Here is a 26,101-nt window from a genome sequence, read left to right as displayed (position 1 = left end):
ATTCCAGTCATGTTATTGTTCTATTTTCTTTGTAGCACACCATCATTTATCAGTTCGTTAATCACACGTTGTGTGTTTTGATTATCATGAAATTCGTTAATACGACGATAGTTTTCTAATACTTGCGATGGCAGTTTAAAATCGTTGTCGATTGCTGATTTTACTGCTTCTACTAATTCATTTTCATTATCTGCAACAACACCTGGTACGTTTTCACGATTTGCTGGCGTTGTGCCTCCATGTTTAGCAATAATATCTTCAAACTCTTTCCAATAGAAAATTGGGAAAGCGCCGTGATTAATCGCATCAAAAATAATAGAAGAAATATCAGTGATATAGATAACAGAATTTTTCAATGTATCCGTTGGATCTTCTACGAAAATATCATTATATTTATTAAAGTGATTTTTAGCATATTGAGAGAATTTATTATGCGCTGCAACTTGCAAACGGTTTATCAATCCTGCTTTTTCAAATGCTTCAATCACTTCCATAATAGATTGATAATAAGTCGTCTCTTCTATATGACCATTGAATACTTCTGCTTCTTCCCAAGGACGCCATGTCGGCATATAGGTTATTTTATCTGCTCCTTCAATTAAGTGTGCATTATCAAACTTAGGCATACCTGTTTTCATTAATTCAAAATCATTATATCCCATATCATTGAAAATACTTGCTTCTACATCGGAACTCACGACTGATTTCACAATATTATTAGTCATATTACTTTTATGGAACCCGACATTTTTCGAATCATCACGCGGTTTTAAGAAAGTTACACCGTGCTGTAAAAAATAGAGAGGTGTCATTTTTATTTTTCGATTTAATTTATCATCAAAGATTCTTGTGTTAACGACATGATTGCTGAGTTCACTAGAAATAAAATAATCTGCTGCAAAAACATATAAATAATTACGGAAGCTGAAACGTTCTACCACCTTGTCTCCCCATTTTCTCTTCATATCTTTATATTGAGGAGAAGATTTATCTAAGATAAATACATTTTTAGATTTGAACTTTTTATTGCTCGCAGCAGCTTCAAAAACATATTTCCCCGACTCAACTGCTTTAGATGCTTCTTTTTCAAAGTAAACATTCAAATTTCGTCCTCTATTGAAAAATTTATAAATCGTAGCAAATTTCTGTGCTATATTAATTTTAAATTTATGCCAAGGGTTATAAATTTTGAGTTTTGGTAAATTGCCGAAACTTAAATTATTCACAGCATTACGTCTTAACACAATTGCATGTCCTCTAGTATTAAAAGTTAACAATACTTTGCGTTGATCATTGGCTTTGTCGCTTTGAAAAAGCGGGTGGAATCTTTTACCATTAATCGCAGTGAAAATTGTATTATGGATTTCTTTTAATTGACGTAGATCTTTAATTTTTACTTTAGCAGTAAAATGATTTTGATGGTCCCATCTCATTTCCGCTAAAATTTCACCCGTTTTTGTCATCAAATAATCTGGTTGGACAGGCGCATTATAATCAATTTGTCCTGAAAGGGTAATATAACGCCCGGATTTTTTAAATTCTATATCGCTGCGTTTATAGAGTAAATCTTTTTCTTTATCTGTTTTGATACTGAGCTTTTGGTTGTGATAACTAATAATGTAAAATTTATTATTTAACTTTAAGTAAATTGGTTTCTGAATATACTTAAAGAAGCCATCGTCTAATTTGATATCTTTCATTCTATTTAAATCATTAAGTCTAATAACTTGTCGATGCTCCCCTTTAGAAACAACCAACTCGTTAGCACTCTTAAAATCAAATTTTAGTTGTTCATTGGTAAGTATTTCTAAAACATTCGTTTTAAATGCGAAGTCTTTTTTAGAATTTGTATACTCTAAAAACATTGTAAAATCAGTATATTTAAATTTAATGAAAATAGCTGGGTCGCCATTACGGTTAGCTGTATCTTCAATAAAAGGTTTTCGTCCCTTTTTAAATACAGAGGGTTCAAGTTCAACCATTTCTCCGCTATAAGTATCTATCACATTATAGCTATATTGTGTTGGCTCAACTTTAAAACGACTATGGAAAATTTTTACTTGCAGGTTTAGACTCCCGTCCGTCTTATCATTCAAATAAGGTGTACAGTAAATCTTATTTTTTTTGATATGCACATAATATGGGAATTCATCATTTTCGATAATTGCAACTAGTCCATCTTCTGCTTTAGTTTTTCCTAAATAAACATCTTCTTTTTTCAATTGTGATGCTTCAATACTGATAATCTGCTCATTTCTAATTTCTAAACGAATTTGAGCAGGTAAATTCGTTTGGATTGAACCGAAGTTCACATTCATTTGTGCTAGTTTCAACACTCTTACTTCACTCCATCTTTCTCTAATACAAAATTTAAAGCGGGAGCGATACAGGAATCAAAAACAGATTCCAAATTTTCGCTCCCACGCAGCTCATCAACTACTGTAACTTATATTCATTTTTGGTTATTCATACTTTATTTCTTTTTTAATTTAGCACATATTTCATCATAAATACGTTGGCTGTTTTGATGATCGATATGATCAAATATTAAGCTTCGATCATAATGTGCAGGTTTCTGACTATTAATTTTATCCGAAATCTTAGAAATCAATTCATTTTCAGAATAGACAATGTCGCCAATAAACGTTTCATCTATCGGTCTTAAAATACCTTTTCGGAAAAATTGGCTGACATCAAAATGATAGAAGATAACTGGTTTATCCATATAATTAAAGTCAGTACTTACAGTACTGTAGTCTGTAATTAATAAATCATGTTCAATTAATAAATCTTGTACTGATTTCTTACCAAGTTCGATAAAGTTTACATGTGATAATTCAGCATCTGCCAAATAGTCTTGGAAGAACTGTTGAGCACGATAATGGGGATAGAAGTTGATTTCTAAATCATACTCTTCACTTAGCGTTTTTAATTTTTCACTGTTAACCAAGCTGAGATAGCGTGATAAATATTCACTCTTTTCAAATGCTTCATTACTATTCAACCAATCACGCCATGTCGGCATAATCAAAACTTTTTTCAATTGTTTTTTTGGTTTAAGCGGTAAACGGTCAAATCGAGCCAATCCTGTTACAGCGATTTCTTCTGGTTTATAACCCATTTCATCTACGACGATATCGTATTTTTCATATTCGCTTGAAACATTGAATAAATCAAATGAATCATCATAATATTTTTTATGATATTCAACATTTTTTCTTCCTAACACGCCATGCTGCAAGAAGATTTTGATTGTATCTTCATAACCCCAGAATTCAGGTGCTGCTTTATAAGGCATAATATTTTCAATATCATGTGTACTCATCACTACTTTAGCCTGAGCTGCAATTTTCAAGTGTTCATCCGAACCGAAACGTAATATATTTTTCATATGTTTAATATCTTGATAATCTTCAGAATCGCCATCTATTACATAATAAACATCTGCGTCTGTATGTTGTTGCAACCATTCAAAAAATTGAATGCCGCTTTCTTGTGCAGTATCCGTACGTTCACCAACCATCCAAATATTATCGTTTTTAACGTTGTTGTCGTTTAATATTTTAATTTGTGCATCACTTAGTTCAAATGTTTCAAACTTAATATTTTTAAATGGTGTCAATGTCAGCATAAAGAACGTTGTATAATTGCCTTCTTTATATTTTTTCAATGTATACACACTGTCTTTTTTATAAATGCCTTCTTTGAATTTAATTTTATCTTTTCTCACTAACTCGTCACCATCATAAATTGTGATAAACACATCGATAATTGATTTCTTTTTAGTGAGTAATTGATTTAAGGCTGCATAATCAATCGGAATATCTTGTTCGCCTCTACGAATTGGAATCTGATATTGATTTGCGGATTCTCTTTCTTCAAATGTTAAATAATAATCACAATGACGATAAACTTCATGAGGTTGGAAATAAATATTAAGTTCGTCTTCCTCTACAGTATTAACACCTGATCTAATTTTCGGTTTTTTATGCGCAATCGTTACACCGTAATGTTCTGAAACAGTTAGCCTATACAATTCTGAATCAATTTGTCGATACCCTGAATACGGTTTTATTTTGCCTCTCAACAAATACGTTTTACCATCAATGCGTATAAATAATTTCTTACGTTTAGGTGTAGTTAATAAAGAAATAGGAATCTTAACTGAAATTTTGCGCAAAGATGTAAATGTCGGTAACGGAATTACATCTGTATAATCAAAGTTGACTACACCGACTTCAATTTGATCATCTTTTCCTGTGGCATCAAAGGATTGAAATGATAAATTAATCACATCATCATCGATTAATTGACTAATATCTATTCTTCCAACCTTATAATAATCTCTAGTAATGTTTAAAGTATTGCCCCACCATCTATATGACATAAAGTAATATGGAACATCTACAGCTTCGTTAATTTGTACGGGGTAGATATTCGTATCCTCTACTGCATAGATTAAAAATGATTCTTTTTTAATCTTATCTTGGATATAAGTATAATTAAGTTCACCGTTACGAATGTCCAGTGTTTTCATATGGTTTTGGTTAATCAGTAAAAGTCCCTCAATCTTTTTATCACTTACTACTGATAACTTCTCATCTTTTTTTGGAGTTAATGATAATTTTACCGGCTCATCAATAACATCATGACCTGTATTATACGGTTTTATGGAAATTGCTTTAGCTACATTAACTTGATATAAGGTATTTCCTACTTGATAAATGTGTTTCAATTTATTTGCAGCAGTAATCCACAACTGTTTTCCATTTAATGAAAAGGTAATTTTTTGAGCGTCTCTTTGATTGATGATTTCATCAGTTTTTAACATCACTACCAACTCGTGTGGATGTTTCGAAGTGATTTCAAACGGAATTTTTTTACCATTCACAGCAACTTCAAATTTTTTAGCATTAAAGTTAATAAAGTTTTCTAAGCGACACGTTAAAAAAATTGACTCATCGCCTACATAAATATGACCTATTTCAAATTTTCTTGTTAATTTGTTTTTAATTTCTTCTAAAATCATAGATGACTCCCTTCAACTAAATAACAGAATTTATTTGTTCATCTTCTTCATCATGGTGTCTATCTTCATCTGATTCGATATCAATTTCATCAAACTTTTGATTTTCTTGTTTTAAAAAATAACCTCTGATTTTAAATAAAATAAATAGCGGTAATAGCGCCATAATCAGTTTTCTCACGTTTAACACCTCACCCAATTTGCCCAAATTATAACATAAGATATTACAAAATTTAACGCTATTTAAATTTATTGTAAAGTTTGTAAAAATAAAAACAGTAAAAAATCATTAAAAATGTAACTTACCATTTCTAATATACAATTAGTCAATAAGTATTAGCTTATTGCATGTAAAACTATTTATTGAGTTTTTTGATTATATCTTTCCAAATGATTGTATTTTCAAGGTTTTCATCTATAAATTGAAACAATTTTCTGAATTGAATGTCTTTTTATTTTTACATTTTTTGTTCATATGTTATATTTTTTGTAAGGGTTTACATATTCGAAAAAGGGGGTTCTAAAATAAAAAGCAAAGGGGTCTTTTTATGGAACAAATAAAATGGCAAGATTTACAGCACATTGTGAAAGATGGCGATGTAATCGGGGTTGCTGCTTTAACTGTTTCTAATTTACCTGCTGAACTTCTAAGAAATTTACTAGACACCTATGATAAAACCGGTTCTCCTAAAGAACTGACTTTTATTAATGCAAATGATATCAGCAGTATGGGGTTAGAACCAGAACTTGATGATTTCGTGGAACGGGGAATGATTTCACGGATTATCATGAGTATTATGACTGCTTCTCCAAAAACTGCAGAAGCTATTAAAAACAATGAGATAGAGGCATACTTTTTACCGCAAGGTGTAATCGCAACACATTATAGACAAACTAATTCAATCTTACCTGGGGTTATTACTAAGATTGGATTAAACACCACGATTGATCCGCGTTATAAGGGAGGACGCACAAACGAAAAGACGACTGAGCAACTTGTCACATTTTTAAACATAGAAAATGAAGACTATTTGCACTATCAGTTGCCGTCTGTTGATGTTGCTTTATTAAGAGGTACGTATGCAGATAAGCAAGGCAACATTTATGTATCGCAAGAAGCTTATTTATCAGAAGGCTACAGCGTTGCGCTCAATGCAAAGTCCACCCATGGTACCGTGATTGTACAGGTAAAAGAAATTATCGATACACCCGATATAAACCCTGATGATGTCTTTATACCTGGTTCACTTGTTGATTATGTATATGTCGTTGGTGATTCCAAACATCATAGACAACTCATCCAAACAGACTATGATCCTGTTTTTTCAGGAGAGGGAACAACGAAAAAACGCATCGATCCTCCCCTCCCGTTTAACACAAGAAAAACAATCTTGCGCCGGGCAGCACAGTTTTTAAATGAAGGAGACACGATTAGTATTGGTTTTGGTATCAACAATGAATTATCTAATTTATTGTATGAAGAAAATGTCGAACATCAAGTGCAGCCTGTTCAAGATATAGGAATTTTCGGCGGATTTATCGGCAGCGGAAAACATTTTGGAATGAATGCTAACTTCGATTTCCGTTTACCGCATGATCAAACTTGGGATTTTATTTACAACGGAGGTATATCAGTCGCTTATCTCAGCTTTGCAGAAATTGACCAGAATGGTAATGTAAATGTTTCTTATTTCGGCAATCGAATGAATGGTTGCGGAGGATTTATAGACATCAGCCAATCTGTTCAGCGTATTATTTTTTCTGGAAGTTTAGTTGCTAGAAGTCAACTAACAATCAAAGATGAACAACTAGAAGTCATCGAAGAAGGTACAACCCAAAAATTCATACCTGAAGTCAGCAACATCGACTTCAACGCATCATACGCTAAGACTTTGAACCAAGAAGTTTATATTGTAACCGACCGCGCTGTTTTTGAGCTGCGAGATGAGGGTTTAACTTTAATAGAAATAGCACCAGGTCTTAATTTAGAAAAAGATATTATTCAACAAATGGGTTTCAAACCGTTAATCGCAAAAGATTTGAAAACGATTGACCACACGATTTATCAAGAACAATGGGGATTATTAGCACGATCAATTCATTGAAGTATGTAAAAAGATAAGGGGGTATACTTATGAATTTCGATTGGATTAAAACAAGATCAGATTTTGACGAAGAAAAACCCGCAGTGATTGACCCGTTTAAAGGAACAGAATGGACATATCAAGACTTGAATATACGCGCTGAAAATTTAGCAAACTATCTCACAGACCAAGGTCTCAAACACGGAGATGTTGTCGGTATTTTTGCACCAAATGATGTGTCTGTTATTGATTTAATGGCAGCTTCTTTCAAGACAGGTATTATATTCTTACCGATGAATTGGCGACTCAACCCGAAAGAAATCGCAAGTATCGTAGAAGATTCTGGAGTAAAACTTCTTTTCTATGCAGAAAAACATTTAAGCTCGCTTTCACTTGTGGATCCAGAATTGTTGCATATGGATATCGATTCAAAAGACTATGATGAAATTACAAATCCGAAACATCATCGTCCATATCAATCAATTTCTGTTGAACCCGATGATACTGCTGCATTAATTTATACAAGTGGTACAACTGGTACACCAAAAGGTGTCATGTTCTCCTATGAATCCTTTATGAACAATGGCGCTAACATCCAACTCACTTATCGACTCAACTCAGATTTCACTACAATTATCAGTACACCGATGTTTCATGTGCTTGGTTTAAATGATACTGTCTTACCATCTATGATGGCAGGTGCAACATTAGTTTTACAACGCTATTTCGAAGGTGAAGCAATGAACCAAATGATTGCCAAATACAAACCAGATTTCCTCATCTTGATACCTACTATGTATTACAGCACGATTCGTCAAGACAACTTTAACCCTGAAGATTTCAGAGATATCAAATTTGTCATTCAAGGCGGTTCTCACCCACTTCCAAGTATTCAAGAAGCATTCAAGAAATACGGCATTAATATTATCAACGGCTATGGTCTAACAGAAGCACCTATGGTTGTTGTTAATACTCCAGACAACGCACAAGCAAAACCAATGAGTATCGGAAAAGCCGTGATGTTCGTTGATGCGCGTATTTTAGATGACGACCATAATGAAGTAGAAACAGGCGAAATCGGAGAGCTTGCAATCAAAGCACGAAACGTTACTCCAGGCTATTGGAACCGTGCAGAGGAAACAGCTGAAATTCTACAAGACGGCTATCTATTAACTGGTGATTTAGCGAAGAAAGATGAAGACGGCGACTTGTATATCATTGACCGTAAAAAAGAAATGATTATTACAGGAGGAGAAAATGTCATCCCTTCTGAAGTTGAAACAGCTTTAGCAAAACATCCGCTCGTTGACCGTTGTGTTGTCGTTGGATACAACGATCCAAAATTTGGAGAATCTATCGGAGCTGCTGTTATCTTACGAGAAGAAGATCCAGACTTCGAAGAAAAATTAGATGCACATATGCGGGAATATGTAGCAGGTTATAAAGTACCGAAGATGTATGAAGTAGTTGAAACAATGCCTTTAAATTCAACTCAAAAACCAGATAAATTAAGAATTACTGAAATTATGAATGAAAAAGCTAAAAATCACTTGGAAGCCAATCAGTAAAAATTTTTACAAGGTTATGTAAGCGTTTACAATTAAACTTTGTATCGCTTACTCACCTTCAAATAAGGGGGATTTTACTATGAGCAATAAAGAAGAAGTGTTAAAAGAACTTTATCCAGAAGATATTATGAATATTTCCAAAGGATTAACAGATGGAGAAGTAAAGCTACTTAAACAAATGGATGATGTTTTAGAAAGCAAATTCCGCAAAGATATCAACAGACATTGGGCAGATGCAACGATTCCTGAAGATTTCTTTGAGGAAATGGGGAAATTACAATACTTCACTAACCCGCTTCTTTATGAAGGACGTGAAGGTGCGAAAACACCAAGCCAACTTTTCCAATTCTTTATGTCATATACTATCGGACGCTTTGATGTATCGCTCATCACTTTATTAGGTGTCCATCAAGGCTTAGGTCATAATGCCTTTTTATTCGGCGGCAGCAAAGAACAAGTTGCGAAATATGTTCCAAAATTGCAGTCACATGAATTACGCACATGCTTCGCACTGACAGAGCCCGATCATGGTTCCGATGTAGCCGGCGGTTTAGAAACTATTGCTGAAAAGAAAGGCGATAAATGGGTCATTAATGGTTCTAAAAAATGGATCGGCGGAGCGAATGTGGCAGATGTTATTCCTGTCTTTGCGGTAAACAAAGAAACTGGAAAACCTGTCTGCTTCGTTGTCAGACCTGAACAAGATGGTGTTGATATTGAAGTACTACAAGATAAAATTGCTTTACGTATCGTGCCGAATGCACTCATTACTTTAAAAAATGTAGAAGTCAGTGAAGAAGACCGCCTGCAAAATATCAACAGCTTTAAAGACATTGCAAAAATCCTATATTCAACACGTGCAGGTGTAGCATATATGGCAACAGGCGGTATAGCTGGAACATTACGCGCTACATTAGATTATGTAAAACAACGTAAACAATTCGGAAAATCACTTAGTAATTATCAACTCGTACAAGAAAAATTAGCAATGATTCAAGGCAACTTAGCACAAGCAATGTCAACATGTGCAGCGTTAGCACGTATGCAAGAACATGGTGAATATGATGAAGTTGCGACATCAGCAGCTAAAATGATGAATGCTTTAAGATACCGAGAATCAGCTGCCATGGGACGCGGCATCACAGGAGGCAATGGTATCTTAGCTGGTGAATATGATATTGCACGTTTCTTCTCAGATGCAGAAGCCGTTTATACGTATGAAGGAACACATGAAATCAACGCGCTTGTTATCGGACGTGCCCTTACTGGAGATTCAGCTTTTGTTTAATTCTCAGCTATACAAAAGTACACTCACAAAACAGGAGGAATGAATATGACAATCAGAAAAGTAACCGTCTTAGGTGCTGGTACAATGGGCGCTCAATTGGCGGCAGTATTAGTCAATGCAGGCTTAAAAGTTAAATTACTAGATATTGTAGTAGATAAAGATGATCCTAATAAAATTTCCAAAAAAGCATATGAAACTATCACAGATAAGAAACGTCCTCTACTTTTTGATTTAAGTCTGGCGGATAACTTAACCTATGGTAATTTCAATGAGGATTTAGAAAATGATGATGCTGATTTATATATTGAAGCAGTCAAAGAAGATATAGATATTAAACACCAAGTATGGCAAGCAGTCACAAAACATGCCAAAGCAGATGCACTTTTTGCGACAAATACATCAGGTATTCCCATTAACGCAATCGCAAAATCATTCGATTCAGCAGACAAATCACGTTTCTTCGGACTTCATTTCTTTAATCCACCACGTATTATGAAATTAGTCGAAGTGATACCAACAGAAGCAACTGACCCAAGCGTCATCGAAGAAATCAGCGATTTCGCAACGAATGTATTAGGTAAAGGTGTCGTTATCGCTCATGATGTTCCTGGTTTCGTAGCAAACCGTATCGGTACACATTCTATGAACGATGTCATGTATCGCGCAGAACAAGACGGCTTCTCTATTACAGAAGTCGATGCCCTGACAGGCAAAGCCATAGGACGTCCTAAAACAGGAACTTATGCGCTGACAGATTTGGTCGGTTTAGACATCGCTGTTTCTGTAATTAAAGGTTTACAACAAGTTCCGGATGAAGCACCTTATTTCCAAGAAGCTGAATTGCCGAATAAGTTATATGAAGCTGGTGCATTAGGCCGTAAGACAAAACAAGGTTTCTATAAAAAAGATAAAGAAAAGAAACAACGTTTAGTCTATGACCCTGAAACAGGAGATTATCTTCCAGTCGATCAACCTCAATTGCCGATTTTAGCAGAATTTAATAAAGACTTGAAACATAATTTAGATGTCATTTTTGAAGCCGATGATAAAGCTGGCAAGTTCTTGTGGGAAACATTGCGTAACAACTTCTATTATTCAGCAAAAAATGTACCGAAAGCATCAGATGATTTCAGAGATATCGACCGTGCTATGGTATGGGGATTCAACTGGAAACTAGGTCCTTTCCAATTATGGGACTTGATAGGATTTGACCGAGTTAAATCACGTATCGAAGACGAACTCGGAGACTTACCTGAATGGTTAGATGATATCGATGGTAATTTCTATGAAGCTGGTGAAAGTATTGAAAATGTAGCACCTGTTTCTGACTTTGTTGATGAAGAAATCTGGGATAATCGAGACTCTAAATTATCTATCGCAAATGGTGATCAATTATTACTGAAATTACAAAGTAAAAATAATGTGATTACAGATGATTTCAATGATGATTTAGTAGAAGCGATTGATATGTTGGAAAACCAAGATTTCTCAAGCATGGTCATTTACGCTGATGGTAATAACTTCAGTGTCGGTGCTAACTTGTACCAAATGAAAAAAGCACATGAAGATAATGTTGTTGATAATGCAATTGGAGATGCTATCGAGAAATTACATTATAGCTTCAACCGCTTGAAATACAGCTTAAAACCAGTCGTTACAGCTGTACAGGGCCGTGCACTCGGCGGAGGGTGTGAACTTGTTCTTTATTCTCCATTCGTAGTCGCAGCAAGCGAGACATATATCGGACTTGTTGAAGCGGGTGTAGGTTTACTGCCAAGTGGCGGTGGTTTAGCTGAAATGGCAGATCGTATTCTCAGCACCTCTCATAAAGCAGATGATAAACAAGCGAGCATGTCTAAAGTATTGATGAATATCGGTTTCGCGAAAGTGTCTACAAACGCTTATGAAGCACAACGGTACGGCTATTTACGCGATACAGATACAGTTATCTTCAACAAAGAAAAACGTGTGGAAGTTGCACTGAAACGCGCTCAATTCGAAGCAGATACTAACTACATTCCTGCAACTAAACAACAATATATTGCATTAGGTGAAGACTTCAAAGCGAATGCTGAAGGTCAATTAGATGCACAAGTAAAAGGTCACTTTATCAGTGAACATGATTACAATATCGCATCACGTATCGCAACAGTCCTAGCAGGCGGAGACCTACCGCGCAATACCTTCGTCAACCAGCGCTATATTCAAACTTTAGAAAAAGAAAACTTTATAGAATTGCTGAAAACGAAAAAGACTTATGAACGTATCAGCCACATGCTTGAAACTGGCAAACCATTACGCAATTAATCATGAAAAGTTAAAGAGAGGATGATGAGCATGCGAGAAGCATATATTGTAGCTTATGGACGTTCAGCAGTAGCTAAAGCTAAAAATGGAGCATTCCTTCATGAAAGACCAGACGATGTTGCTGCGAAAGTATTAAAAGGTGTATTAGAACGTGTAGATGGCAATTTCAAACCAGAAATGGTTGAAGATGTCATCGTCGGAACAGCTTTCCCAGAAGGATTGCAAGGTATGAACACTGCGCGTACTATTGCATTACGTGCTGGCTTACCTGATACTGTACCTGGACAAACCGTCAACCGCTATTGTTCTTCAGGATTACAAACCATTGCGACTGCCGCAAATGAAATCATGGCAGGACAAGGTGATGTTTTGGTCGCTGGTGGTATTGAATTCATGGGGGCTGTACCGATGGGCGGTAATGAACCTACTAATAATCCGACTTTACAAGAAGAAGACGCCGGGGTGTCTTACCCTATGGGACTTACAGCGGAAAATGTCGCTGATCAATATAATGTTTCACGACAAGACCAAGATAAATATGCTGTACAAAGTCATCAACGTGCTGCCAAAGCACAATCAGAAGGTAAATTTGATGATGAAATTATTCCAATTGAAGTTAATACAGTATCTTATACTGAAAAAGGGCCTCAAGTCGGTCATGAGACTTTCGACAAAGATGAATTTATCCGTCCAGACACAAACGAAGAAGTACTCGCGACACTGCCGACTGTCTTTAAAGCAGATGGAACTGTCACAGCTGGTACGTCTGCACCACTATCAGATGGCACAGGCTTTGTGGTACTTATGTCTGGTGAAAAAGTTAAAGAATTAGGTGTTACACCGATTGCACGCTTTGTAGGATATAAAGCTGTCGGTGTTGATCCTAAAGTGATGGGAATCGGGCCAGCCTATGCGATTCCAGAAGTATTATCACTGACAAATTTATCAATTGACGATATGGATTTGATTGAGTTGAACGAAGCTTTCGCTTCACAAACCGTTGCTTCTATCAGAGAAGTCAAACTCAATACAGATATTACAAATGTGAATGGCGGTGCAATATCCTTAGGGCATCCATTAGGTGCTACAGGTGCAATACTGACTGCACGTTTGTTATCTGAGATGAAAAAACGCCCCGATACAAAATACGGTATGGTATCTATGTGTATCGGAGCCGGTATGGGTGCAGCAGGAATATTTGAATATGTGAGATAGATTGATTTGAAAGCAGATTACATCTTGTGGTCTGCTTTTTCAATTGCTCTTTTTATAGAAACAATTGACCAATCAAAGATTAGGGTCTACACTGTTTTAAACTTAAGAACAGAAAAGAGGATTGTAAATGTATCAATTCAGACTTGTAAATGAAAGTGATTTATCAGAAATACTTGAGATTGAAAATGAAGGATTTACACCTAAAGAAGCGGCGACTGAAAAAGCACTTATCGACAGAATCCAAAATATTAAAGATACCTTCATTGTCGCAGAATCTAATGGAGAAATTGCAGGATATGTGAATGGCCCTGTCATTGAAAATATGTATATCACAGATGATTTATTTGAAACGATTGAACCTAATCCATCAACAGGCGGTTATATCGCTATATTAGGATTAGTTGTCGCAAAAGATTATCGAAATCAAGGGCTTGCAGGACAGTTGTTAAAACAACTTGAAAGTACAGCAAAAGATAACCAACGTGAAGGTATTACATTAACATGCAAAGCTGATTTGATTCCATTTTATGAAAAGTACGGTTATACAAACGATGGCATTTCAGCATCTGAACATGGTGGTGTTCAATGGTTCAATTTGATTAAACAATTCACATAAAAAAACTTCGCTAAACAACAGCGAAGTTTTTCTAATAATTATCAATTCAATATAACGATTTCTTATTTTTATATGTTGTCTACTTCGCTTACCAAAGGAATAGAAGCTTGTGCCCCTGGTTTTTGTACAGTTAATGAAGCTGCTTTATTCGCGTAATCAATTGCTTCAACTAAATTCATTTTATTTACCTCAAATCTGCTGACAAAAGCTCCGATAAAAGTATCGCCTGCAGCTGTTGTATCCACTGCTTGAACCGTATAAGCTTTAACTAAACCAGAATCACCTTCTACTGCATAATACGTGCCTTGTTCACCTAAAGTAATCACGACCACCTTAACTCCTAAATCTAAGAAATAATCCGCATTTTGTGCCATAGATTTTTCATCTGCAACTGGGACACCGGATAATATTTCAGCTTCAAATTCATTTGGTACAATGACATCTATTAAACTTAATAGTTCTTCAGGAAGCTTTTCAGCAGGCGCAGGATTTAAAACAGTTGTCACACCCGCTTCTCTCGCAATTTTAAAGGCTTGAATAATCGCAGGTACCGGTACTTCTAATTGTGCCGCTACATAATCTGCCTCTTTAATTTTTGAAGCAGCTTTATCAACATCTTCAGGCGTAATCGCCATATTAGCACCGCCATACACATAAATCGTATTACTGCCTTCTGCATCAACTGTAATAAAGGCTTGGCCTGTATCTTCTGTTTCAGATTCTAAAATATAATCAATATTCATGCCCGCTTCTTTAAAATCATCGAACATAAAATCCGCTAAGCCATCTTTACCGACTTTAGAAATAAACGTTGTCTCTGCTCCCATGCGTGCTGTCGCAATCGCTTGATTGGCACCTTTACCGCCGCCATATAATTTTTGTCCTTTTTCAACATGAAGTGTTTCCCCAGGTTTTGCGTAACGTTCGACTGTTAAGAACTGATCAACATTCGTTGACCCCAAAATTACAACTTTATTTGTCATAAAGCATCTCTCCTTCCCTTAAAATGTCACATTAGACTCAAGAATAATATTTGAAAATGGCGTAATTTCCCCTGTGCGGATATTACCTTTATTTAAAGGATGGCTTAAATATTCTTTCATTTGTGAATGCGGAATGAATTCAATTTCGACATCCTCATCTATCAATCCTTTAATCGCTTTTAATTGCTCTGGGTTATGTGTTTTAATCTCTTCAGCTAAATATATCTTTTGAATTTCCATTTCTGTCAGTACGGTTTCTAAAACATCAATAAAGCGCGGTAATGCTTTTGTTACAGCTAAATCAATACGACGTTCATCATTTGGAATCGGCATGCCTGCATCATTGATTGTTAATAAATCAAAATGTCCAACTGTTGCTGCTGCTTGAGAAACCTGACTATTAAGTAAAGGTGTTTTTTTCATTCTCTATCTCTCCCTAATTATTCATTATTTAATAAAGACTGTCACTGCAGCTGCTGCTAAAATAAGCACCAAACCAATTACTGTAATGACCATTTCTTTAGAAGTTTTACGTTGATTCAAGAAATAGATGCCTGTTAATGTTGCAAGCACTACTGAAGTTTGTGAAAGAATAAAGCCTGTTGCTAAGCCATTCATATCAGGCTGTGCAGAAATTAAGTAAGTTAATGCTGCAAATGCAAAGAAGAATCCTGAAATAATTTGCAACCATGTAATTTTATTTGTAAATGGATTGTCTTTTTTCATATTCATCAAACCGTAAATCACAGCAACAATCAACATACCGATAGCTTGAGGTAAAAATGCATTTTTACCACCGATATCTGTTGCTTGCGGTGCTGCTGAATATAACCAATAACCGATTTCACCAATTAATAAAATGATGACTGCTTTTCTTAAGTTACCGCTATCTGTGGCTTCAGATTTTTCACTCCACACTGTCATACGTGCACCAATTAAAATAACCGCTAATGCGATGAAACCAATGATTTTATTTGTAACGCCAGGCCAGTTGCCGAGTGCAAATACACCCCAAAGTGATGCCCCTAATAATTGGAAAGCTGTTGTTACAGGCATCGCACGTGATGAACCGATATATTCAAATGCTTTGAAAGTTAAAATTTGACCAAAACTCCAACCTGCTCCTGAAAGAATCGAAAAGAATAAATTCATACCTGTCGGAAATTCTCTTGCTGTAAATGCATAAAAGACACTTGCGAAAATTAATGTCCCTACCGTCGTTCCGATAATTTGGTTAACAGGTTTACCACCGAATTTTGATGCGATGGTTGGAAATAACCCCCAACCGAGCAATGGACCTAAACCGATTAATAATGCGACCATATTCATAATTTACACCTCTATTTTTATATTTAATTTGTAAATAGCATTTTAGTAAAACGTTTTACTAAACTATAACACTTTCTTTTAAATGTGTATACGCTTTCATATCGATGTAGAAATTTTGCCATATTCAAATTTTGATATGAAAAAAAGAAAGGTCTCAAAAATGGTGTTTATTCCACTTCTGAGACCTTTGATAATCAATATATACTATATGCGATGTGTCGTTTCTCTTATCACTAACTTGTTCGGTAATTCAATTTTTTCAGTATTTGAACCTTGGCTTTGGATTTTTTTCATAATCAACGTTAATGCAAGCGCCCCTACGTCTTCCATAGGTTGTGCAACTGTGGTAAGCGAAGGAATCATGTATCTTGCGAAATCAATATCATCATATCCCACCAATGATAAATCACTCGGTACTGACAGACCTCTATCAGCCATCCCTCTCATAATACCGATAGCCATTTCATCATTAATCGCAAAAGCATCTGTCGCATTACTTTCTACAATTGAAGATACAATGGATGCACCGCCGGCTTTAGACAAGTCTGTTTCATATATAATCGGATCAGGGATACCGTGTTTTTGACAATAAGACTTGAAGCCGTATACTCTATCTTTCATATTTGCCATCATCTTATGCGGTTGGACAATCGCCATATTTCTGTGTCCTAATCCAACCAAATGCTCCGCTGCAAGTTGCCCGCCTGCCTTTTCATCTGTTCGAATCATATCTGTAAACCCATGATCTTCACTTTGATCCAGCACAACATAAGGCACATTTCTTTTTTTCAAATATGTATCAAGCGCTTCTGGATTTTCGATTAAACGGCCAATCACTAAGCCATCCATACCGCGTTCTACTAAATGCTTGATATTACTCTCCAATTCTTTTCCAGTGGTCGTTAAAAAGAATAAATCGACATCTTCTGGTTTATTTTGATCCATACTTTGCATAATTGTTGAGAAAAATGGATTTGTTAAACTTGGAAGTAAGACACCGATTAATTTAATTTTGCTGCCTCTTAATTGTTGTGCATTCTTATTTGGAAAATAACCTAACGTTTCTTTTGCTTCCATTACTTTATGAATTGTTTCTTTAGAAAAGCGTTCCGCGTTATGGTTTAGTATATGGGATACTGTGGTTACTGATACGCCAGCTTTATGCGCAACATCTTTAATTGATACTTTTTTCATTACTCTATCCCCTTACACTTTTTCACTTTTAAATATTAATTGATTTACTCACATCATATCATGCAACAAAATAATTGGTAGCAGATTATCTTGTTAAATTTTAAATAAGCATAAAATCCAGTTGTTATGGTTAATATAATAAATATAAGTTCTATTTAAAGAAAGAAGTGATAGTGCTATGGATATAACAAGAGGCATCAATCATATTGGGTTAACTGTACCAGATATAGAAGCAGCGACAGAATTCTTTAAGAAAGGATTAAACGGTAAAATCGCCTATGACAGTCAGACAGAAATGGAATCGCCACGTGGCGGTGAAGATGTAGAACGATTTTTAGGGTTGGAATCTGGTGCTAAAATCATTAAAAAACGTATGATGGTGTTCGGTAATGGGCCTAATATTGAAATGTTTGAATTCGCAAACGCGCAACAACGTGCTGCAGAATCACTTCAAGATATCGGATTTACACATATTGCTTTTTATGTAGATGATTTCGAAAGTGCATTAGAACAGATAATTGAAGCAGGCGGCGAACCTATTTCAGAACCTCACTTTAATACAAGATATGAAGATACATCAGGAAATCAAACAGTTTATATTAAAGCACCATGGGGCAGTTTGATTGAATTACAGACAGTGCCTAACGGTTATTATTATCCTGAAGACAGCGAAGCAGAAGTATTTATACCCAAAAAATAAAATCAGAAAATAAAAAAACAGGATTGGTGAGGATATTCACCAGTCCTATTTTAATTCGGGAATTCATCAAAAAACGCTTTTAGTTCCTCATCTAAAGATACATTCTTTTTTTGTGCATTATGCCAAGCTTCAGAATCATGGTTATCAACAAATTGTTCAATATCGTCCAGAATTTCATTTCTTTCATTTTTAAATCCTTGTAATTGCTCTACAATCTTTTGCTCTTCATCAGTATCAGCTTGGTTTTCAATGTCATTTAATAAACCATCCCAGCTATCAGTCATCGATCTAGCTTCAGCTAAACTTTCAGGTTGATCCGTATAATCCACTGCACTAAACGCGGTGTTCATTATTTTGCTAATCCCATCACTATAATTCAGTACATCTCGAGTGAATTTTTCGTTAAGATTTTGAGCAGAATTATTACTTGATTTTATCTGATCTAAACTTGAAGTATCCATTTGAAAAGTGTTCTCTACAGATTGAATTTTTCCATCCTTATGATTAATAAATATTGTAAATCCATTATCAGGATTATCATCATATATCATCTGTTCATCTGTTTGTTTGGTTGGTTCCCCATGTACTTTTTTAAATTCATCCACAGTAACATTATCAGGTAACACATATACTGAGGAAACTGTATTGTCAGAACCATAATACACGCCCATATCACCATATTTATGAACTTTTCCGATACCTAATTCAACTGTCCCATCTTCGTTACCGAATTTATGCTTTATCTCTTGAGGCGACATTCCCAGTTCGAATCCTTTGTATCCACCTGTATTATCTTGGTTCATAAAGTTTTCGCTGAATTCTTTAGATAATACATCAACTTTACCAATAGTGTTTTCATAATGATTTGTATTATTACGAGATGTATCAGATGGATTTTTTAGAAATGTAAATAGAAAATAAATTGCTATCGCAGCAGTTATTAATGCTACTAAAACTGCTGCTATAATAATCCATGCTTTACCCGTATTTTGTTTTCTGTTTCTTCTGCTGTTTTGTGTATGTGTTTCATTTAACATTGTCCCGCAATTACTACAATATAACTGTCCCTTTTCTACTTCCTCTCCGCAATTAGGGCAATATCTCATTCATTTTCACCTTGTTGAATCAACGCTTCTTCATTTCTAAAGAAGTCTATTTGATTCAGACCTGCTTTCATTAAGATAAAAACAAAAATCCAAGCAATAACTATCAATACAACATATTTCAACGTACCGCTACCTAATAAAGTAATATCTGTATCCCAAATGGTATGCAGTAATACTGAAACAAAAAAGAAAAATAAGAAACTTTTATTCCCAATATTATTGAATGAGAATTTCGTATTATCTTTAGCGATAATAATTACAGCCCCTATAATGGCAGACCAAACAATATGGGTTCCAATAGCAGTCCAAGATCTTATGAATACTAGGGTTGTTAAATTATCCACATTACTTAATGAGTACGTAAGGATATATCCTGCTGATTCAAATACTGCAAATCCAGCTCCTATTGCTGCTCCTATCAATAAACCATTTAAAATTTTATTCGTTCTCATTTTATTAATGAAATAGACAATAATAAGTGCTTTCCCAGTTTCTTCTACCAATCCTACTAAAAATGCATCAATGATTGTAAGCGTTCCATATACATTATGTTCATCACTAAATGTAACAAAACCATACAAAAACATAGTGCTTAGAAGAGAAAGTACTCCTCCAATAAAAAACATTTTCATCACTTCAAATAGACTAATGTTCTTAAATGCATTAGATTCATAGAAAAAGAAAAGGCAGGATAGAGGAACCATTAAAGCACCAATAAAGATTAATCCAGGTATTGCTAATTCATTTTCAAAAGAATTTACTAAAACCCACAATACTGCAAATGTAATAGCAAATGCTAAAAACACTCTAGAAAACAACCAAGGTCTACCCCATTCTTCTGAAATTTCATCAAGCTTAGGTGTAGTGCTCTTTGTACCTGCTATAAAAATTTCATCTGATTCTTCCTTTGTATGCTTTTTAAATACCTCAGAAAACATATCTTTTAGGTTGATGTTTAAACTTTCTTCGTTACCTGCTAACTTACCGATTGATTTAGTCGTATTTCCAAATAAATTTTTAGCTCCTTGTGTAAAACTGTTTTCTTCAGGTACACCTTTTACTGAAGATTGATTGGAATAATTTTCATTTGTATTTGGATTGTTAAAATTATATCCGCAGTGCCCGCAGAACTTATCATCTTCGCTAACATTATTTCCACATGAAGGGCATGTCTTAGCAACTAACTGATTAGCTTTTTGCTCTTCTAAATTAGATCCGCAACGCATACAAAATTTATCATTCGGATCTACACTCTCTCCGCAATTCATACATTTCATAATCTTTCCCGCTTTCACATTTATTTCAAATTTCAATAATTTAATATTACCTAAATAACCCAAATAAATCTATAACAATTTTTAAAATAAATTTCTTTGTTGTTCCATATATATGTTTGCAATGTAATATATATTCTCTGCTTACGCTTTCAACTCATAAAGAGAGATGTTTTTGTTTTTTTATTTAAAAAATAAAAAAACAAGAAAGGGCCACCAAGCCTTCCTTGTTCCTTTACACATATTACCATTCTATTTATGATATCGAATTTTTATAAAAGTTAAGTAATCGTAGCAGAATCTGCCATATTATGATAGATTTCGATATTCACTGTACTGCCATCAAATTCATAAACCATCATACCTGTGTCATTTGACATTTTTTCACTATGGAACTCATAGTCTGTTCCGTAGGCATTTTCGATTGCCTGTCTGCTGACCTGACCTTGATTGATTGGGAACGAAGCAGAAACAGCATTATTCGTTTCTTTATTAATCGCTATTAGTTGATCATATACTTGTATATTCTTAGTAGAGTTCGGCACTGCTTGATGTTGCCCTTGTATTTTATAGCCATTAAATGTGACATTATGATATTTGACTGCTCTCACGAAATTCGGATCTACAAAGAAACTTGAATCATACGCTGTATAGCCTGTGTAATTATAATAAGGTTGCGTTGCTGCATGTGCTTCATTGCCTGCATCGTTGTTTGCCGGAAGGACGCTTGTACCAAGTGCCAAAGTTAAGGTTACGCCGGTTGCTGCAATTACTTTTTTCATGGCTTTTCAACTCCTATTTATATTTAAAAATTATCTCACTATATAATGTTAGCGGCTTGAATACTTATGATTCGTTTCCCATCCTACCATCATTCCATAAAGGATTGCGTATTTATAATAATCAATATTATTTAAACTGATCTACTAGGTTTCTGGTTGAAACCAATCGTTTAATCATACATTTCAACTTGCTCAGCAGACCTTAAGTTATATTCTTTCTGAGAGGAAAATTGATATCTGTTAGGTTATTTAATTACAATATAACTTTGTTCTCATATCGTTAATGCTATATTGAGGATAATACACCTCCATTAATACCAACGCTAGTTAAATAACCATTTGAAAAGTTAAAACTCACTGAGCTGCCGTCAAATTCATATTTCATTATTCCCGTACCGTCCGGATCATCTGGATAAGATTTTAAAAAGTTATAATTTGTACCATATGCATTAATAATATCTTGTTTACTAATTTGTCCTGATTTAACTGGAAACGCTGCATTGATAGCTCTATTTGTTTTAGGATTAAGAGTTATTTTTTGATCATAAACACTTACAGATTCCTTGTCTACAGTTGTTGCTTGATGTTCTCCTTGAATCTTATAACCATTCAATGTGACGTTACCAATCTGTATAGCTTTCACAAAATACGGATCTAAAACAAAACTTGAATCATACGCTGTATAGCCTGTGTAATTATAATAAGGTTGTGTTGCCGCTTGTGCTTCATTGCCTGCATCGTTGTTTGCCGGAAGGACGCTTGTACCAAGTGCCAAAGTTAAAGTTACGCCGGTTGCTGCAATTACTTTTTTCATGGCTTTTCAACTCCTATTTATATTAAAAAATCATCTTATTGTATGTTACTAATGGCTTGAATACTTAATTATTTGTTTCCCATCCTACAATCGTTCCAGAAGTGACTATATCTTTATAAAAATCAATAATGATTGTACTGTCGTTTAATTGATACAATATTAAGCCAGTATCATTAACTTGTACCATCTTTTTTGCGAGATCGAATTTTTTAAATATCATGCAATGTTGTTCTCATATCATTAACGTTATAACACACCACCATTAATACTAACGCTTGTTAAATAACCATTTGAAAATTTAAAATTAACCGCGCTTCCATCAAATTCATATCTCATTGATCCAGTATCGTCCGGATCATCTGGGTATGCTTTTAAAAAGCTATCATTTGTGCCATATGCATTAATAATATCTTGTTTACTAATTTGTCCTGCTTTAACTGGAAATGCTGCTCTGACAGCTCTCTTTGTTTCAGAATTAACACCTATATTTTGATCATAAACTCTTTCAAGTTCTATAAATTCAGGTGTTACTTGATTTTCTTTTTGAATCTTATATCCATTCAATGTGACGTTACCAATCTGTACAGCTTTCACGAAATACGGGTCTAAAACAAAACTTGAATCATAACTTGTATAGCCTGTGTAATTATAATAAGGTTGCGTTGCTGCATGTGCTTCATTGCCTGCATCGTTGTTTGCCGGAAGGACGCTTGCGCTAAGTGCCAAAGTTAAGGTTACGCCGGTTGCTGCAATTACTTTTTTCATGGCTTTTCAACTCCTATTATTTTTAGTGCTTAGTGTTATATTACAATAAAATAACAATCATTACAATTATATTTCAGAAAATTCAATATATTTATCCATACAAATTATTGATGAAAATGAAAAATTACAATAACTATTTAGTATGTTTATATTGTGCTTTTTTGTATGTATATAGAAAAAATCCGACAGAAATCATCTTTCGATTTCCATCGGATTTAAGGTTTAGTCTACTGAGTTCAATGCACCCAGCATATCTATTTTGCTTATCTTGCGTGCCATAATCAGCATTACAATGAATGAGAATAATAGCGTCAAACCTGTTGATATTGCGAAGTTAGTCCAGTATAGCGTCATATCTGCCATCGCATTATTCGGCGGTAATGTACTCATGATAAATTGATGTAAGTAATAACCACCAAGGAATCCGACAAGTATACCTATGATTGTAAGAATAATTGTTTCACGATAGATATACATCACTGTTTCGCGTTTATAGAATCCTAAGACTCTTAATGTTGCTAATTCGCGTGTACGTTCTGAAACGTTGATATTTGTCAGTGTAAATAATACAACGAATGATAACGCTGAAGAAGCTAACACAATAATTAATACGATATTATCAAGTCCATCTAAGATAGTATTGATTGCAGTCTTAGATTGGTTAGACTGTACTGCAGTCATCGCAGCATCTTGACTGTTAAGATCTCTTGATACTTTATTGATGTTTTTATCAGAACGATCTTTCAGGTTAATAATTTTACCATTGTATTTCACTTTCTTATCGAATGCTTTTTGGTAATAACTACTATCCATAATCACATCATGTCCTGCATACATTTGTGTGATTTGTGCGATTCTTACTTTATGCTTGCGTCCTGCTTTATCTTGGATGTTCATATGGTCGCCTACTTTGTAGTGACCTAATTTCGCAAGTTTTTGCGTAATTGCTACACCGTCATCTTTCAATTTCATTTTATGACCATTATCAATATTGCGTAATGTCACAAAGTCATTGAAAGTATCTTTGTGTTCTGGAACCATCATTGTGATTTGTTGGTTATCGATAACACCTTTAGGTTTTGCAGTTACAGATTCAAAATAAACATTATCTTTCTTTTTCACGCCATCGATATCATTGACTGCTTTGTCATAATCATCTTTTTCTTTTTGACTAGCATCAGGGTTATAAACACCGATAATGTCGTAATGAATGATCTTCTTATATTGGTTATCAATAATACCGTTCAAGGAATCTTTCATACCAAAGCCTGTAATCAATAATGCTGTACAGCCTAAGATACCGAAGATAGTCATAAACATACGCGCTTTATATCTGAATAAGTTTCTGACTGTAACTTTGTAATTGAATGATAATCTGTTCCAGATAAATGGAACACGTTCTAATAGCACTTTAGATCCTGCCTTAGGCGGTTTTGCGATTAATAGATATTTAGGATTTTCTTTTAATGATTGCCAAGCAATATATACTGCCGGTACAACTGTACATAATAACGCGAAGACTAAACTAATAATAATCCATAACCATGATGGCGGTGTTTGAATTGGCGGTACAGCTAAGTTTGCGGCATAAGCTTGATAAATTCTTCTAGGTAATAAACCTGTACCGAAGAAGCTTCCAAGTGCCGTACCTAATAACGCTGCACTTGTACCATAGATAAGGAATAATCTCATTGCATCAAACTTCGTATAACCTAATGCACGTAACACACCCATTGTTGTACGTTTTTCTTCAGCCATACGTGACATTGTTGTAAATGTTACTAAGATTGCTACCGCGAAGAAAATAATTGGGAATGTGTTAGAAAGTACATCGATACGTTTCGCTGATTCACCAAATTGGTTATATCCTTGGTTATAATCACTGCGTGATTGTAATTGATATTCTAAATTACCCATTGATTGGATTTTTTGTTCTTGTGAATCAAGTTCACTTTCTTTTGATGCGATTTTTTCTTTAGCATCTTTTAAGTCATCAGAATTTTTTTGCCATTCATCTTGTTTAGACTTAAATTCTTTTGCTTGTTCATCAACTTGTTTTTGTTGAGCTTGCTGTTGTTGTGCCATTTGATCTTTTTGTACCCCAGCAGGCATTTGATCAACTTGTTTTTTAGCGTCGGCAACTTGTTGTTTTGCTTGATCTAACTGTGCTTTGTTGCCATCTAATTGTTCTTTAGACTGTTTTAAAGATTGTTCTTTGCTGTCGATAGATGATTTTTGTTTTTCTAATTTTTCTCTGCCGTCTTTGATTTGAGCTTTTTTATCATCTTTAATTTCTGAATCACGTTTGTCTGCCCATTTTGTTAATCCAGGAATGTTTTGATTAACGTCTTTTTGCAATTGCTTTTCAAATTTGTCAGAGTAACTTGCACCTTTCAAATTATCATAAGAAATTTTAGCAACGTTCGGTGTTGTATCACTGAAACCACTTTTATCTAGCACTGCAAATGTATCAATTTGCCCTTTACCTACATTTGTCATACCTAAATCATGTTTTTGCATGAAGTCACTAGATGTCACAAAACCAACGATTTTGTATTTATGATTTTTTAATCCATCAATTTCTTTGTCGCCTTTACTGTTCTCTAAATTGATGTATTGGCCGATTTTATATTTACCTTTGTCTTGAGTGCTTAAAGCAATTTCGTTTGATTTATTCGGTAAGCGTCCATCTTCTGCTTTAAAGATAGATAACTTAGACGTTTTTTCATTCAAACGCATTGTTTTTTTAGAATTTGAAACAACTGCATCTTTATAAACACTATATTCAGTTTTCTTCACATGCTTCATGTGATTGATATAGTCTTTATCATCTTTATTAAATCCTACAGGACTTGTGACTTGAGCGTCTGCCATCTTATGTTCTTTAAAATAATCATTACCTGTTTGACGCATATCACTGCCTGTTACTTTCAATCCAATCAGTACGAAAGCACCTAAAGCTAGTAAGATTGCAATTGAAATAAAACGCGGTAAAGAAGACTTGAATTCATGTAATATAGTTTTTCTTAACATTTTCATCGCACTTACCC

At 34.6% G+C, this 26,101-nt stretch carries 21 protein-coding genes; 7 read left to right on the top strand and 14 right to left on the bottom strand.

From position 1 onward, the window contains the following. Positions 1–20: 20 nt before the first annotated feature. The 3 genes from A4G25_RS08205 to A4G25_RS12985 all read right to left on the bottom strand — a co-directional run bounded on the left by A4G25_RS08205 (position 21) and on the right by A4G25_RS12985 (position 5,207). The gene (locus A4G25_RS08205) at positions 21–2,336 is read right to left on the bottom strand and encodes a CDP-glycerol glycerophosphotransferase family protein (RefSeq protein WP_047132051.1); all 2,316 of its coding nucleotides are present in this window, start codon (positions 2,334–2,336) and stop codon (positions 21–23) included. A 137-nt stretch (positions 2,337–2,473) separates the two neighbouring features. Next, positions 2,474–5,029 (bottom strand): CDP-glycerol glycerophosphotransferase family protein, encoded by a 2,556-nt coding sequence (locus A4G25_RS08200; protein ID WP_047132050.1) that lies wholly within the window; start codon positions 5,027–5,029, stop codon positions 2,474–2,476. 16 nt (positions 5,030–5,045) lie between these two features. After that, positions 5,046–5,207 carry a hypothetical protein gene (locus A4G25_RS12985; RefSeq protein ID WP_156483159.1) on the bottom strand — a complete coding sequence of 54 codons (162 nt, stop codon included), beginning with the start codon at positions 5,205–5,207 and terminating at the stop codon, positions 5,046–5,048. A 367-nt stretch (positions 5,208–5,574) separates the two neighbouring features. On the opposite strand from A4G25_RS12985, the gene fadX reads away from it, so the two are divergent. The 6 genes from fadX (at position 5,575) to A4G25_RS08170 (ending at position 14,104) form a co-directional block, all read left to right on the top strand. Beyond that, on the top strand, positions 5,575–7,131 hold the full coding sequence (gene fadX / locus A4G25_RS08195) for a fatty acid degradation protein FadX (RefSeq protein ID WP_047132049.1): 1,557 nt from the start codon (positions 5,575–5,577) through the stop codon (positions 7,129–7,131). Positions 7,132–7,160: 29 nt separating this feature from the next. Further along, on the top strand, positions 7,161–8,678 hold the full coding sequence (fadD, locus tag A4G25_RS08190) for a long-chain-fatty-acid--CoA ligase FadD (protein WP_047132048.1): 1,518 nt from the start codon (positions 7,161–7,163) through the stop codon (positions 8,676–8,678). Positions 8,679–8,757: 79 nt separating this feature from the next. After that, positions 8,758–9,966 carry an acyl-CoA dehydrogenase FadE gene (gene fadE / locus A4G25_RS08185; RefSeq protein WP_047132047.1) on the top strand — a complete coding sequence of 403 codons (1,209 nt, stop codon included), beginning with the start codon at positions 8,758–8,760 and terminating at the stop codon, positions 9,964–9,966. A gap of 45 nt (positions 9,967–10,011) precedes the next feature. Then, a complete protein-coding gene (gene fadB / locus A4G25_RS08180) occupies positions 10,012–12,273 on the top strand; it encodes a 3-hydroxyacyl-CoA dehydrogenase/crotonase FadB (RefSeq protein ID WP_047132046.1) in 2,262 nt (753 codons plus the stop codon). 30 nt (positions 12,274–12,303) lie between these two features. Further along, positions 12,304–13,488 carry a thiolase family protein gene (locus A4G25_RS08175; RefSeq protein ID WP_047132045.1) on the top strand — a complete coding sequence of 395 codons (1,185 nt, stop codon included), beginning with the start codon at positions 12,304–12,306 and terminating at the stop codon, positions 13,486–13,488. Between the two features lie 127 nt (positions 13,489–13,615). Beyond that, entirely contained in the window at positions 13,616–14,104 is a 489-nt protein-coding gene (locus A4G25_RS08170; protein ID WP_047132044.1) for a GNAT family N-acetyltransferase, read from the top strand. Between the two features lie 68 nt (positions 14,105–14,172). Here the strand turns inward: A4G25_RS08170 and rbsK are convergent, their stop codons facing one another. The 4 genes from rbsK to rbsR all read right to left on the bottom strand — a co-directional run bounded on the left by rbsK (position 14,173) and on the right by rbsR (position 17,610). Then, complete coding sequence (gene rbsK, locus A4G25_RS08165; protein ID WP_047132043.1) at positions 14,173–15,087, bottom strand: ribokinase; 915 nt, start codon at positions 15,085–15,087, stop codon at positions 14,173–14,175. Between the two features lie 18 nt (positions 15,088–15,105). Then, entirely contained in the window at positions 15,106–15,510 is a 405-nt protein-coding gene (rbsD, locus tag A4G25_RS08160; RefSeq protein WP_047132042.1) for a D-ribose pyranase, read from the bottom strand. Positions 15,511–15,534: 24 nt separating this feature from the next. Beyond that, on the bottom strand, positions 15,535–16,416 hold the full coding sequence (gene rbsU, locus A4G25_RS08155; RefSeq protein ID WP_047132041.1) for a ribose/proton symporter RbsU: 882 nt from the start codon (positions 16,414–16,416) through the stop codon (positions 15,535–15,537). Between the two features lie 204 nt (positions 16,417–16,620). After that, on the bottom strand, positions 16,621–17,610 hold the full coding sequence (rbsR, locus tag A4G25_RS08150; RefSeq protein WP_047132040.1) for a ribose utilization transcriptional repressor RbsR: 990 nt from the start codon (positions 17,608–17,610) through the stop codon (positions 16,621–16,623). 178 nt (positions 17,611–17,788) lie between these two features. Between rbsR and A4G25_RS08145 the strand changes: the two genes are divergently transcribed. Further along, entirely contained in the window at positions 17,789–18,310 is a 522-nt protein-coding gene (locus tag A4G25_RS08145; protein WP_047132039.1) for a VOC family protein, read from the top strand. Between the two features lie 50 nt (positions 18,311–18,360). Here A4G25_RS08145 and A4G25_RS08140 read toward each other — a convergent pair whose 3' ends face one another. The 7 genes from A4G25_RS08140 to A4G25_RS08115 form a co-directional block, all read right to left on the bottom strand. Further along, positions 18,361–19,416 (bottom strand): zinc-ribbon domain-containing protein, encoded by a 1,056-nt coding sequence (locus A4G25_RS08140; RefSeq protein WP_047132038.1) that lies wholly within the window; start codon positions 19,414–19,416, stop codon positions 18,361–18,363. Then, positions 19,413–20,693: a PrsW family glutamic-type intramembrane protease gene (locus A4G25_RS08135; protein ID WP_047132037.1), complete on the bottom strand. Its 1,281-nt coding sequence runs from the start codon at positions 20,691–20,693 to the stop codon at positions 19,413–19,415. The genes A4G25_RS08140 and A4G25_RS08135 overlap by 4 nt, the downstream gene beginning before the upstream one ends. 278 nt (positions 20,694–20,971) lie before the next feature. Then, positions 20,972–21,472 (bottom strand): immunodominant staphylococcal antigen IsaB family protein, encoded by a 501-nt coding sequence (gene isaB, locus A4G25_RS08130; RefSeq protein WP_052766750.1) that lies wholly within the window; start codon positions 21,470–21,472, stop codon positions 20,972–20,974. 286 nt (positions 21,473–21,758) lie between these two features. After that, positions 21,759–22,286, bottom strand: coding sequence for an immunodominant staphylococcal antigen IsaB family protein (gene isaB / locus A4G25_RS08125; RefSeq protein ID WP_052766749.1), 528 nt, complete (start codon positions 22,284–22,286; stop codon positions 21,759–21,761). 64 nt (positions 22,287–22,350) lie between these two features. After that, positions 22,351–22,473 carry a hypothetical protein gene (locus A4G25_RS13305; RefSeq protein ID WP_257722029.1) on the bottom strand — a complete coding sequence of 41 codons (123 nt, stop codon included), beginning with the start codon at positions 22,471–22,473 and terminating at the stop codon, positions 22,351–22,353. Positions 22,474–22,532: 59 nt separating this feature from the next. Next, positions 22,533–23,051 (bottom strand): immunodominant staphylococcal antigen IsaB family protein, encoded by a 519-nt coding sequence (gene isaB, locus A4G25_RS08120; RefSeq protein WP_052766748.1) that lies wholly within the window; start codon positions 23,049–23,051, stop codon positions 22,533–22,535. Between the two features lie 222 nt (positions 23,052–23,273). Next, a complete protein-coding gene (locus tag A4G25_RS08115) occupies positions 23,274–26,090 on the bottom strand; it encodes an ABC transporter permease (protein ID WP_047132036.1) in 2,817 nt (938 codons plus the stop codon). Positions 26,091–26,101: the final 11 nt, after the last annotated feature.

It is taken from the genome of Staphylococcus condimenti (genome assembly GCF_001618885.1).
Classification (GTDB): domain Bacteria; phylum Bacillota; class Bacilli; order Staphylococcales; family Staphylococcaceae; genus Staphylococcus; species Staphylococcus condimenti.
This window is presented reverse-complemented; position numbering and strand designations above follow the sequence as displayed.

What these genes read in the sequence shown, in the direction of transcription:
- A4G25_RS08200 (WP_047132050.1), bottom strand. Translation starts at nt 5,029, where the DNA reads ATGATTTTAGAAGAAATTAAAAACAAATTAACAAGAAAATTTGAAATA.
- fadX (WP_047132049.1), top strand. Translation starts at nt 5,575, where the DNA reads ATGGAACAAATAAAATGGCAAGATTTACAGCACATTGTGAAAGATGGC.
- fadD (WP_047132048.1), top strand. Translation starts at nt 7,161, where the DNA reads ATGAATTTCGATTGGATTAAAACAAGATCAGATTTTGACGAAGAAAAA.
- fadE (WP_047132047.1), top strand. Translation starts at nt 8,758, where the DNA reads ATGAGCAATAAAGAAGAAGTGTTAAAAGAACTTTATCCAGAAGATATT.
- fadB (WP_047132046.1), top strand. Translation starts at nt 10,012, where the DNA reads ATGACAATCAGAAAAGTAACCGTCTTAGGTGCTGGTACAATGGGCGCT.
- A4G25_RS08175 (WP_047132045.1), top strand. Translation starts at nt 12,304, where the DNA reads ATGCGAGAAGCATATATTGTAGCTTATGGACGTTCAGCAGTAGCTAAA.
- A4G25_RS08170 (WP_047132044.1), top strand. Translation starts at nt 13,616, where the DNA reads ATGTATCAATTCAGACTTGTAAATGAAAGTGATTTATCAGAAATACTT.
- rbsK (WP_047132043.1), bottom strand. Translation starts at nt 15,087, where the DNA reads ATGACAAATAAAGTTGTAATTTTGGGGTCAACGAATGTTGATCAGTTC.
- rbsD (WP_047132042.1), bottom strand. Translation starts at nt 15,510, where the DNA reads ATGAAAAAAACACCTTTACTTAATAGTCAGGTTTCTCAAGCAGCAGCA.
- rbsU (WP_047132041.1), bottom strand. Translation starts at nt 16,416, where the DNA reads ATGAATATGGTCGCATTATTAATCGGTTTAGGTCCATTGCTCGGTTGG.
- rbsR (WP_047132040.1), bottom strand. Translation starts at nt 17,610, where the DNA reads ATGAAAAAAGTATCAATTAAAGATGTTGCGCATAAAGCTGGCGTATCA.
- A4G25_RS08145 (WP_047132039.1), top strand. Translation starts at nt 17,789, where the DNA reads ATGGATATAACAAGAGGCATCAATCATATTGGGTTAACTGTACCAGAT.
- A4G25_RS08140 (WP_047132038.1), bottom strand. Translation starts at nt 19,416, where the DNA reads ATGAGATATTGCCCTAATTGCGGAGAGGAAGTAGAAAAGGGACAGTTA.
- A4G25_RS08135 (WP_047132037.1), bottom strand. Translation starts at nt 20,693, where the DNA reads ATGAAATGTATGAATTGCGGAGAGAGTGTAGATCCGAATGATAAATTT.
- isaB (WP_052766750.1), bottom strand. Translation starts at nt 21,472, where the DNA reads ATGAAAAAAGTAATTGCAGCAACCGGCGTAACCTTAACTTTGGCACTT.
- isaB (WP_052766749.1), bottom strand. Translation starts at nt 22,286, where the DNA reads ATGAAAAAAGTAATTGCAGCAACCGGCGTAACTTTAACTTTGGCACTT.
- A4G25_RS13305 (WP_257722029.1), bottom strand. Translation starts at nt 22,473, where the DNA reads ATGGTACAAGTTAATGATACTGGCTTAATATTGTATCAATTAAACGAC.
- isaB (WP_052766748.1), bottom strand. Translation starts at nt 23,051, where the DNA reads ATGAAAAAAGTAATTGCAGCAACCGGCGTAACCTTAACTTTGGCACTT.
- A4G25_RS08115 (WP_047132036.1), bottom strand. Translation starts at nt 26,090, where the DNA reads ATGAAAATGTTAAGAAAAACTATATTACATGAATTCAAGTCTTCTTTA.